This window comes from Nonomuraea lactucae (genome assembly GCF_003313395.1).
Classification (GTDB): domain Bacteria; phylum Actinomycetota; class Actinomycetes; order Streptosporangiales; family Streptosporangiaceae; genus Nonomuraea; species Nonomuraea lactucae.
Map to the genome: position 1 here is coordinate 1 of NZ_QNFZ01000016.1, position 9818 is coordinate 9818.

A 9818-nucleotide genomic window follows, 5' to 3' on the forward strand; every position below is an offset into this window, starting at 1 on the left:
CGGCGTCGACCACGAGCACCGACCGCCGCGCCCGCGCCAGCGCCAGAGCGCCGCCGAGCCCGGCCGCGCCTCCGCCCACCACGACCACGTCGTACGCTTCTTCCACCGTGGGTCTCCCTTCGCTCCTCGCCAAGGGTGCTCCCGACCGGCAAAGTCCGCCAAGTAAACTTGCCAATATGGCAAATGACGACGCCGCGGTCCTGGCCTCCGTCGGCCCGCGGCTGCGCGCCCTGCGCAAGGAGCGCGGCACCACACTGACCCAGCTCGCGGAGACCACCGGCATCTCGGCCAGCACCCTGTCCCGCCTCGAATCCGGCGAGCGCAGACCCAACCTGGAGCTGCTGCTGCCGCTCGCGCGCGCCTACCAGGTGCCGCTCGACGAGCTCGTCGGCGCGCCGGCGGTGGGCGACCCACGGGTGCGGTTGAAGCCGATCAAGCTCGTGGGCTCGACGGTCGTGCCGCTCACCCAGCAGCCCGGCGGGGTGCAGGCGTTCAAGATGGTCATCGCCACCACCCGCCGCGAACCCGATCCGCGTTCGCATGAGGGCTACGAGTGGCTGTACGTGCTCAGCGGGAAGCTGCGGCTGGTGCTCGCCGAGCATGACATCGTGCTCAAGGTCGGAGAGGCGGCGGAGTTCGACACGCGGCTGCCGCATTGGTTCGGCAGCACCGGGGAGGAGCAGGTGGAGATCCTGAGCCTGTTCGGGCCGCAGGGCGAGCGCGTACACGTCCGCGCCAAACCGCTCGCCACGTAGCGCATGGCGGTCGGCGCCGCTCCCCGAACCTGAGGGCGGCTCAGCCCAGGGCCAGTTCGCCGGAGTCGTCGACCCGGTAGTTCACGCAACAGGATAGTTTTGATCACCTGCCGGACAGCGACGGTGTCACCTGCCACGGGTCGCCGAGACGGAGCCGGGTACGTACCACCAGCTCGTGCAGGGGTTCCTGGGCCGTGGCCGCGTCCGGCAGCGCCGACGTCCCGCCTGCCTCGGCCAGTTCGGCGGTCAGGCGGGCCACGTCCTCGGCCGCGCCCGGCACCTCCGGCGCGGCGCCGTGCTCGGCCTCACGCTTGGCGGCGACCAGGTCCGGCAGGTACGCCGGGCCGTACCCGTACAGGCGTGTCAGGTCGGCCTCCACCTCCCCGGCCCGCATCAGGTGGAGACCGGTCAGCAGCACCCGGAACGTGTACAGCAACGGCTTCAGCTCGCCCGTCCGCTCGAACAGCCGCCACTGCGTCCGGGCGAAACCGAGGTAGTGGTGGGCGTGGTGCCGGGTCAGGCAGCCCGCGGCGAGCGTGACCAGTTCCCCGTGCAGCGGCGAGGAGGTCACGACCAGCGGTGACAGGAGCTGCTCCAGCACGTAGCCGTTGCGGTTCAGCAGCAACCGGCAGAACTTGGCCAGGTCGTGCGTGACGAGGTCCACCTCGACGCCCTCACGGGTCCACGTCCGCTCCAGAGTTTCCGGACCGGTGCGCAGTCCCACGACCTGTTCGGCGGGCAGCACGTGCACGCCGCGCACGTCCACGTCGGAGTCGGCCGACGGGAAGCCGTACAGGTGGGCGCCGCTGACTGTGGCGAACGCCAGCGGGTGCGGCTGCTCGCCGGGCAGCTCCGGCAGCCAGGCGGGCAGGTTCACAGGTGCCCCTTGCGCACGTCCATCAGAAAGCCCTCCACTCGTTCCCGATCCGGTACGTCCGGCAGCACACCCGGCCCGCCTGCCAGGTCGGCGCTCAGCGAGGTCCGCCAGGCGTCGACCTCCGCCCACGGCACCTCGCCCCGGCGGACGGCCAGCAGCCGGTCGCGATGGGCGTCCATCCGCACCAGCGGCTCGCCGTGCCGGACCAGGTGAAGGCCGCTGAGCAGCAGCCTGATCATGTGCATTGCCTGCTTCCACTTCGGCGCGGCCGGGTCGAGGCGGCGGAACTGGGCGTCGGCGTAGCCGGCGAACGTCTCGTGCGCCCGCCGCGACAGGAACGCGCCCCGCAGCGCGCGCAGCCGCTCGCCGTCCGGCGTGACCACCTCCACGAGCGGCGACCACAGGCACTCCAGCACCGTCGGATTCGCGGCGAGGGCCAGCACGCAGAACCGTTCCACCTCCCACGAGAACTGCTCCGGCAGCGGGCCGTTCCGGTGGGTGGGTGGTTTGTCCAGCCGCCAGAAGCCCTCGGTCGGCGCCACGAACACCCCGCGCCGGTCGGTGTCGGAGCCCTCGGTGTCGAGGCCGTACGCCCGCGATCCCACGACGACGGACAGGATCAGGTCGTCGCCCACGCCGGCCCTTCGGGTGGTTCGAGGCACGGCCGGGTCGCGTCGAGCCCCCGCACGTCGCCGTGGCGGCGCGGCGGGGATTCGCCGGCACCGTTCACGGATCTCCCTCCCCCGGCCGAGGTAAGAACAGGTCGCGCGGCCTCCGAGGGCGCAGGACGGGCCAGCCGATCTCGAGCACGCCCAGAAGCCGCCTTGATCGTACACGGTACGGGACATATCGCCCGATGCCCGAGATTCGCGTGGGCACGGTCGTTCCCACAGCCGCACTCGCCTGGTCGGCTTGGCCGCCCTTCCTGTCGCCAGGTCGCCCTGTCCTCAAGGCCGACATGCGGAACAGCGCCTTGCCGAGGACCGGATCATCGGGACAGGGGCATTGGAAGCGCTCCTCGGCGCCGGCGTGGTCGCGGCTCATGACCCCTCCATGTCCGGCACCGGTGAGATCGTCGCTCCGGCCGACAGGAGTCTCTCCGCCAGCGCGCGACAGCGTCTCGCGAGCTCCGGAGGGTCGAGTACCTCGAAGTCGTGCCCCAGCAGGAGCACGTGCATGAGCACGAAGTCGAGGCTGTCGGCGCCACTGAGCACCTCGCAGAGCTCGCCCCCTCGCCGTCGTACGACGGCCGCCGACGCCGGAATCTGCGCGCGCACCGTGTCGGCCGACGCGTGCACGAGGAAGCGCGCCTGGTGCGCGTAGACCCGACTCGCCACACCCTCCTGCACGTGCGTCGCCGCGTCGGGCGCCTCGCGCGGGCGGAAACGCCAGGTCCGTGCCGACACATCGCTCATCCGGTCGACGCGGAAGCTGCGCCAGTCGTCGCGATCGAGGTCGTAGGCGAGGAGGTACCAGCGCCGATCGGAGGCGACCAGCCGGTACGGCTCGACCCGCCGCCGTCGCACCTGGCCCCCGGACGGGTAGTCGAAGCCGGCCTCGACCTCGTCGCGGCAGGCTCTGGCCAGCGTCATGAGCATCTCGGGGTCGACCCTCGTGCGGCCTGCGCCGAAGGACTCCACCGAGCCGGAGAGCGCGCGCACCTCGTGCCGCAGCCGGGTGGGCAGCACCCGGTCGAGCTTGGTCAGGGCCCGGAGTGCGGCGTCGCCGGCGCCGGCGACCGCGCCACCCGCACCGGCGAGCAGCGAGACCACGGTGGCGATCGCCTCCTCGTCGTCGAGAAGCAGCGGCGGCAGATCCTGTCCCGGGCCGAGCTGGTAGCCGCCTCCGACACCCTGGCTGGCATGCACCCGATAGCCGAGCGCGCGCAGCCGCTCGACATCACGCCGGACCGTGCGCGGCGTCACCCCGAGCCGATCGGCCAGCTCGGGGCCGGTCCACACCCGGCGTCGCTCCAGCAGCCCGAGCAGGGTGAGCACCCGCTCCGTCATCCCCCGCTCATCACCGCGCGCCACGTCCATATCGCCCACCCTGCCAGGAAAGCGGACCGATCGTGTCCGCTAGAGGTGTCAGGGTGGTTCCATGACCGCAGACGAACTCGACTGGAACCGGACGCTGCGCGAGCAGTGGGAGGTCCACTGGAACCATCAGCTCCGAGGCCGGCTCGACGGCCTCACCGACGACGAGTACTTCTGGTCGCCGGCGCCGGACGCCTGGAGCGTGCGGCCGCGCGACACCTCGACGGCGCCCATGCAGGCCGGTGCCGGCGACTTCACGATGGACTACGCCTTCCCCCAACCGGTCCCCGCGGCCTTCACCACGATCGCCTGGCGACTGGGTCACGTCATCGTCGGCGTGCTCGCCGCCCGCAACGCGGCGCACTTCGGCGCGCCGGCGGCGTCGTACCAGAGCTGGGAGTACGCCGGCAGCGCGGCCGGCGCGCTCGACCAGCTCGAAGCCCAGCTCGACGTCTGGCTGAGCGGGGTGCGCGGCCTCGGCGAGGCCGGGCTCCGGGTCCCGATCGGCGCGAAGGAGCCCTTCCCCGAGGCGCCCATGGCCGATCTGGTGCTGCACATCCACCGCGAGCTGATCCACCACCTGTCCGAGGTCTGCCTGCTGCGCGACCTCTACCTGCACACGAAACCCGGCAACCCCAGGGCAGACTCATGACCGCGAAGACGACACACCTCGACCCTGAAGAACTCCACAGCAACCCCGCCTTCACGCAGGGCGTGATCGCACCCGCTGCCCGGACGCTCTATGTCGGTGGCCAGCTCGGCACCGACCGCACCGGAAACCTGCTCGACGGTATCGAGGCGCAGACCATCCAGGCAATGCGAAACGTGCTGACCGTGCTCGCCGCCGCGGGCACCGATCCCGAGCACGTCGTCAAACTCAACATCTACCTCGTCCATGGGGTCGACGCACAGGTGGGATACGCGGCCTCACGCTCAGTGTGGGGTGATCACCGCACCGCCATCACAGTCGTTTCCACCGCGGGACACGCACGCCCCGGCGCGCTCGTGGAGATCGACGCGGTAGCGATCATCCCCGAATAGGACGACCGGGGCTCCGGGGCCCTACTCGCGGGTTCGACGCGCCGGGCCCGTTCCTGTGCTACCTGACCATCGACGGCCTCGACCGCGAAGCCGACCCGGTCAAGGCGACCCGGCTGCGCGGCCGCGTCCATGCCGCGTCCATGCCGCGTCCATGCCGCGTCCATGCCGCGGCCCGCACCGCCGCCGAACAGCGCCACACCACCTACCAGGCCACCGACTCCACGATCACGATCGGCATCGCTGGGCCGGACGCCCGGCACCGCATCGACCAGCTGCGCACCGCGCTCGCCATGCTCGCCATGCTCGCCATCAAAACGGATGGCCCCTCCGAGATGCCCCACGCTAACCCGCCCCACCCCGCCGAGCTCGCCTTCGCCGACCAGATCGACGCCGGCAGCCGCGGCGCCGCCTTTCACAATCTGATCACCGCGACGGTGCGCCAAATGCTGGACTCGGTGACTGGGGGTGGTGCCCCGGGGAGCTCAGATGCCGTAACAGACGCTCATGGCCCCAAGTCCGGTAAGGTAACGATCTTCGGCGGGCGCGAGTCCCCGGAGTCCTCCAAGGCCGACCTATGACCGACCCCGACCAGACATTCGCACGCCGCCCCCTCGACGCTGCCCTCGACGACCTGGCCACTACCTTCCGCGGAATGACCGCCCACCCGGACGAGCACAACTGCGAGTGCCATTGGGGCAGTGCCGAAGAACTCGCCCTGCTCAAGACGGCGGACGTGGAACTTGACCCCGACCTCCTGCGGCGCACCTGGTGGACCTCCGACTGGGACGACTACGCATCGGTCCTGCGCCGCATCCTGCCCCAGCTCGCCTCCGTCCTCGTCAACGGCCAGGCAGAACCCCTGATCGGCATGGTGAACGTCGGCCGCTCACTCGCCCACGCCGACTGGCAGCACTGGCCCGCAGAGCAGACCGACGCGGTCCAGAGATTTCTGGACGCGTGGTGGGTCTCCAGCCTCACCAGCCCCGACGCCGCCGTCCCCGCCTACGAGGTGCTCGAGGCGTGCTCCGAAGCCTTCGCCACCCTCGACCCCTGGCTCGCCATCTGGCAGACGCTGCACGACCCCCTCGCCGACCAACGGCTGACCGAAGCCGTGGCCTACTGGGAGCACGACCTGCTGCGAGACCAACTCCCGTGGGACACCTGGAACGACGAAGAAGCCACCCGGACCACGCTGACCGCCTGGCTGCTCCGGCACGCCCCCGAGCGCCTGCGCGCCCACGGCGCACCCGAGCATCTCCTGCACCGGGTGTGGCTGCTCGGCCTCACCTGGCAGGCCCGTTGGGAAGACCCCTTCTGGCTCGACCCCAACAACTGAACCGCCCCCTGATGCTCGCGCCCGTGGATACATCGCCGTATGGGACCTGGCCGACGGGAAGAACTCTCCGGAGTCGACGCGGCTTCGGGGGTATGGACAGGTTTTCTGCACGCGATCTGCACGTCGCGCCCGTAGGGTTCTGCACGCAGCTGTGCGAGCATGCCGGGCGTGCGCAGATATGTGATGTTCATCGTGCTGGCGCTGGTGGTGGCGGGTTGTGACTCGGGCGCGAAGACCGCCCCTGAGATCGCCGGATATGTCGGGACGTATTTGCAGGCACACCCGGACGTCACGCGGACGGCGAAGAAGGGGGCCCAGAGCGCCACCGTGGTCATCAAGGGGCAGGACCAGGATGTCTCCGCCGATCTGGGCGGGGGCTTGCGTGGACGGCTCATCCAGACGGGGGGTGCCGCGTATATGCAGATGCTGGGGGAAGAGGTGGCGCCGGGCAAGACCTGGGACAAGATCACCAAAGAGCACGAGCCGTACAACCTCATGGGCATCGGCATGGTGACAGACGAGGCTATGGCGCTGGTGAACAGCCATCGGGTGTACGCACTGCTGGCAGCGCGGGGACAAGTGAGCAGCCCCGCACTCGATGGCGGACTCGACCATTACACGGTGACCATCGACGTGCGGGCGGCACTCGACGGGTTGGATCTCGGTTCGTTCCTGGAGGCGTACGACCCGCAGCCGCTCGTGCAGGACACCGAGGACGAGTACGCCATGGTCCGGGCCGGCGACAAGGCGGCGCAGGCGCGGCTGCGCGACAAGTTGCTCAAGGAGTTCGGCGCGCAGGCCACGTACGAGCTCTGGCTCGATGGCCAGGGGCGGCCGGTGCGGCAACGGCTGACCGCGAAGACGCCGATGGAAATCACCTACTCCCATTGGGGTGACACGACCGTGGCCGCTCCTCCGGCCGATCAGATCCGGGTACTGGCAAAGTGACCCCGCGCTCGATGTACTTGGCGCAGGTATCCCGATCCCGATGCTGACATGACCCCGCTGACTCATCCAGGCGTGGAGAAACGCGACGTCGGTGAACCAGGAGACTTCGGTTCGGAAGCCGCCTCCGGCCACCAGCGTGATCGTCCGGGCGTGTCACGCTCAATCGCCGCCGGACTTGCTGAGGGTCATGCTCGGGCTGCTCTGCGGCTCACGACGGCGCCGTCTGTGCCGGGGGCGGGGAACGACGGCACGCCGTTCTCACGCATGCACTTGGCGATGGTCACCGGATCGCCATCGGGTCCAGCCGAGATATCGACCAAACCGGCCATGAGTCGATCTTGACGCGCGTTTCCCCAGGCAAGCCTGCGGTTAGCCGTGGTGGGATCGTCCAGTCCGGCCGTCTGGGCGATCTCAGCGATGATGCCACCGGCGGCGCGGACGCTCAGCCGTCCGCCCTTGGCGTTGAGGAACAGGGCTCGGCTGATGTCGGCGTGGGGCCAGTCGGGGCGTTCGTCGAGCCAGAGCTGCAGCTCGGTGCGGAGTTTGGGGCAGATGTCGACCTCGCGGAACTTGCCGCCCTTGCCGTACAGGCGCAGCTTGCCCTTGCGGGCCGACATCTGGACGTCGCCGACGTCGAGGCGGACGACCTCGCTGATGCGGGCGCCGGCGTAGTACGGGATCAGCGCGATACACCGGCCCCGAGGGGACAGATGCGCCTCCACGCGCGCAGCCGGCGGATGCGGGCGCGCTCGGCCAACGCGCGGGGCGCGTTCTTGGGCAGGTCTTCGCGGGCGACGTCGGCCTTGCCCATGCCGCGCCGGGTGCCGAAGTCGTCCAGCGCGGTGAGGGCGGAGTTGACGAAGACGCGGCTGCGCCTGGCCGGGCCGTCGCGCAGCAGCCACATGCGATAGTCGCGCATCGCCCAGTCCCGCGCTTGCCGGTCGGCGAGGGGGTCCGCAGTGTAGGTGGCGGCGGGGTCGGCCAGCCACGCCGGGTACATGCGCACCCGGGAACAGTAGGTGCGCTGGGTCTCGGCCTACAACGGCGCGCGCTCCAGCGCGGCGGCGTACTCCCCGAGCACGGTGTCGTAGGCGGGTGGCAGCCGGGTGGGGCGGGCGCCCGGACGGCGCTTCGTAATCTCGGAAGCAGTTCCGCGCGCCTGCAAGGATTCGGAGCGCGCAATCCTATGACTCGCACCATGTGCCCGCCCCGCGCCATTCGTCACTGCCTCTTCAAAGGGAAGGTGAACCCACTCTGGTCGCTGACCGGAAGGGAAACTTCTCCCTCAGTTACGCCTCAGGCTGACTTCGCACGGCGGCCGATAGCGTGGCAGCGAGGGCGGCGCGCGAGGTCACGCCCAGCTTCTTGTAGGCGCTCTGGAGGTGGTTGTCCACGGTCCGAACGCTTAGCACTAGTTCACGTGCGATCTCCCGGTTGCTCATGCCAGAGGCGACCAGCCTGGCTATCGCGCGCTCCTGCGGGGTTAGCTCGGGCGTACGGTGCGGTGCTGGTGTGGGGTGCTCGACGGCAAGCACTGACTCGATCGTGGGCAGCAGGGCGGCGAACTGGTCGCGGGCTGCGGCTGCGTCTCCCGCCTCCCCGGTCCAGCGCGCGAGGTTGTACCGGGCGGTCAGGGTGTCGGGATGCTCGGTGCCAAGCACCCGCTCACGAATGCGGAGCAGGGCGGCGAACTGGTCGCGGGCTGCGGCTGCGTCTCCCGCCTCCCCGGTCCAGCGCGCGAGGTTGTACCGGGCGGTCAGGGTGTCGGGATGCTCGGTGCCAAGCACCGACTCGATCGTGGACAGCAGGGCGGCGCCTTGGTGCCCACGATCGATGTCAGGGTTGCGGGCACTGCTCCTTGTGGTGGTGTCCGGCGGGCTTACCGTGGCGGTTTTCGGCGCTTCCGTGACCTGTTGCGGCGGTGCGCCTCCAGGCGGTGGCGTGTCGCGCGGCGGCAGGCGAACGCCCACCAAGGCAGCGATATAGCGGCGCAGCAGGCTGTAACCGACACGCCCTCGCTCGCCGACGGGCTGTTCACCGCCGGAGGCGCCAGTTAGTCCCGCCAAGTAGCGGTGTCGTAGGGCCAACCGTCTCATCGCGGACCAGTTGGGGTCAGTCATTCGATTGCCCCCTCGGCCAGATTCCTGGAAGACGCGCCGACGGTGTCAGCGGCACGGGGCACCTGTGAGATATCACTGGCCTGCAGAGCCTCTTGGACGGTGCGAGCGGTACCGAGTTGACGCAGCAGAGCCGGGGCGGCCGCTCCGACCGCGATCGCGGCCATGGGGCCGGTGACCTGATCGTGCATAAGCCAGCCAGCCCCAGCGCCCATCAGCAATCGGGTGAGCGCGACCAGAGCGTCGGCCGGCGGGTCGATGTACCTCGTCAAGGGTGGCAGTGCGCGTTTTCTGCTGTTGGCGCGGATGCGGTGACGGTCACGCTGCCATGCGGTCAGGTTCGCCCACACGGCGATGATCTCGACGACCAGTCCGCCAGTCGCACCCAGAAGTACAGCTTGCTGCCAGTGCATGATGGCCCTTCGAGAGGACACCGCTACCGCAACGAAACCATGCCGCAGAGCCGTGCGGAACGGGGAGATATCGCGACAACTTCATCCGGACCGGCCTCGAGCGACAGGGGAACCACCCATTCGCCCGGGTTGGAAAGCCTGTGGAGCCAACCAGACATGTCGTCTGGCCGTGACCAACGGTCAAGAGCGACGGAGACAACAGAGGGTTGAGAATCGAACGTTATCTTGAGCCGCCCGAAGGGCGACCTCGACGTTGAGCAAGCCCTGGTGAGGCCTCGAATTCTGCCTGGTGGAT

13 protein-coding genes are annotated in these 9818 nt (G+C 69.7%); 6 read left to right on the forward strand and 7 right to left on the reverse strand.

Annotation, left to right across the window (positions count from 1 at the left end; genetic code table 11):
* The first annotated feature begins 176 nt into the window (after nt 1-176).
* A complete protein-coding gene (locus DQW85_RS00930) occupies nt 177-755 on the forward strand; it encodes a helix-turn-helix domain-containing protein (RefSeq protein ID WP_113698598.1) in 579 nt (192 codons plus the stop codon).
* Nucleotides 756-858: 103 nt separating this feature from the next.
* Here the strand turns inward: DQW85_RS00930 and DQW85_RS00935 are convergent, their stop codons facing one another.
* The 3 genes from DQW85_RS00935 to DQW85_RS00945 form a co-directional block, all read right to left on the reverse strand.
* Nucleotides 859-1632 (reverse strand): nucleotidyltransferase domain-containing protein, encoded by a 774-nt coding sequence (locus tag DQW85_RS00935; protein ID WP_113698587.1) that lies wholly within the window; start codon nt 1630-1632, stop codon nt 859-861.
* On the reverse strand, nt 1629-2267 hold the full coding sequence (locus DQW85_RS00940; protein WP_240196837.1) for a nucleotidyltransferase domain-containing protein: 639 nt from the start codon (nt 2265-2267) through the stop codon (nt 1629-1631). Before DQW85_RS00940 ends, DQW85_RS00935 begins: the two co-directional genes overlap by 4 nt.
* Before the next feature lie 405 nt (nt 2268-2672).
* Nucleotides 2673-3671: a helix-turn-helix transcriptional regulator gene (locus DQW85_RS00945; protein ID WP_113698589.1), complete on the reverse strand. Its 999-nt coding sequence runs from the start codon at nt 3669-3671 to the stop codon at nt 2673-2675.
* A gap of 61 nt (nt 3672-3732) precedes the next feature.
* Here DQW85_RS00945 and DQW85_RS00950 point away from each other — a divergent pair, with 61 nt between their 5' ends.
* From DQW85_RS00950 to DQW85_RS00970, 5 genes are all read left to right on the forward strand, one after another.
* Nucleotides 3733-4320: a DinB family protein gene (locus DQW85_RS00950; RefSeq protein WP_113698590.1), complete on the forward strand. Its 588-nt coding sequence runs from the start codon at nt 3733-3735 to the stop codon at nt 4318-4320.
* On the forward strand, nt 4317-4709 hold the full coding sequence (locus tag DQW85_RS00955) for a RidA family protein (RefSeq protein ID WP_113698591.1): 393 nt from the start codon (nt 4317-4319) through the stop codon (nt 4707-4709). Before DQW85_RS00950 ends, DQW85_RS00955 begins: the two co-directional genes overlap by 4 nt.
* Before the next feature lie 140 nt (nt 4710-4849).
* On the forward strand, nt 4850-5287 hold the full coding sequence (locus DQW85_RS00960) for a hypothetical protein (protein ID WP_113698592.1): 438 nt from the start codon (nt 4850-4852) through the stop codon (nt 5285-5287).
* Entirely contained in the window at nt 5284-6045 is a 762-nt protein-coding gene (locus DQW85_RS00965) for a hypothetical protein (protein ID WP_113698593.1), read from the forward strand. Before DQW85_RS00960 ends, DQW85_RS00965 begins: the two co-directional genes overlap by 4 nt.
* 168 nt (nt 6046-6213) lie before the next feature.
* Complete coding sequence (locus DQW85_RS00970) at nt 6214-6993, forward strand: lipoprotein (RefSeq protein ID WP_162794629.1); 780 nt, start codon at nt 6214-6216, stop codon at nt 6991-6993.
* A 185-nt stretch (nt 6994-7178) separates the two neighbouring features.
* Here the strand turns inward: DQW85_RS00970 and DQW85_RS43990 are convergent, their stop codons facing one another.
* The 4 genes from DQW85_RS43990 to DQW85_RS00985 all read right to left on the reverse strand — a co-directional run bounded on the left by DQW85_RS43990 (nt 7179) and on the right by DQW85_RS00985 (nt 9523).
* A complete protein-coding gene (locus tag DQW85_RS43990) occupies nt 7179-7715 on the reverse strand; it encodes a site-specific integrase (protein WP_162794630.1) in 537 nt (178 codons plus the stop codon).
* The gene (locus tag DQW85_RS43995) at nt 7673-7999 is read right to left on the reverse strand and encodes a hypothetical protein (RefSeq protein WP_162794631.1); all 327 of its coding nucleotides are present in this window, start codon (nt 7997-7999) and stop codon (nt 7673-7675) included. The genes DQW85_RS43990 and DQW85_RS43995 overlap by 43 nt, the downstream gene beginning before the upstream one ends.
* A 283-nt stretch (nt 8000-8282) precedes the next feature.
* On the reverse strand, nt 8283-9113 hold the full coding sequence (locus tag DQW85_RS46350) for a helix-turn-helix transcriptional regulator (RefSeq protein WP_240196838.1): 831 nt from the start codon (nt 9111-9113) through the stop codon (nt 8283-8285).
* On the reverse strand, nt 9110-9523 hold the full coding sequence (locus DQW85_RS00985; RefSeq protein ID WP_113698596.1) for a hypothetical protein: 414 nt from the start codon (nt 9521-9523) through the stop codon (nt 9110-9112). The genes DQW85_RS46350 and DQW85_RS00985 overlap by 4 nt, the downstream gene beginning before the upstream one ends.
* Between the last annotated feature and the right edge of the window lie 295 nt (nt 9524-9818).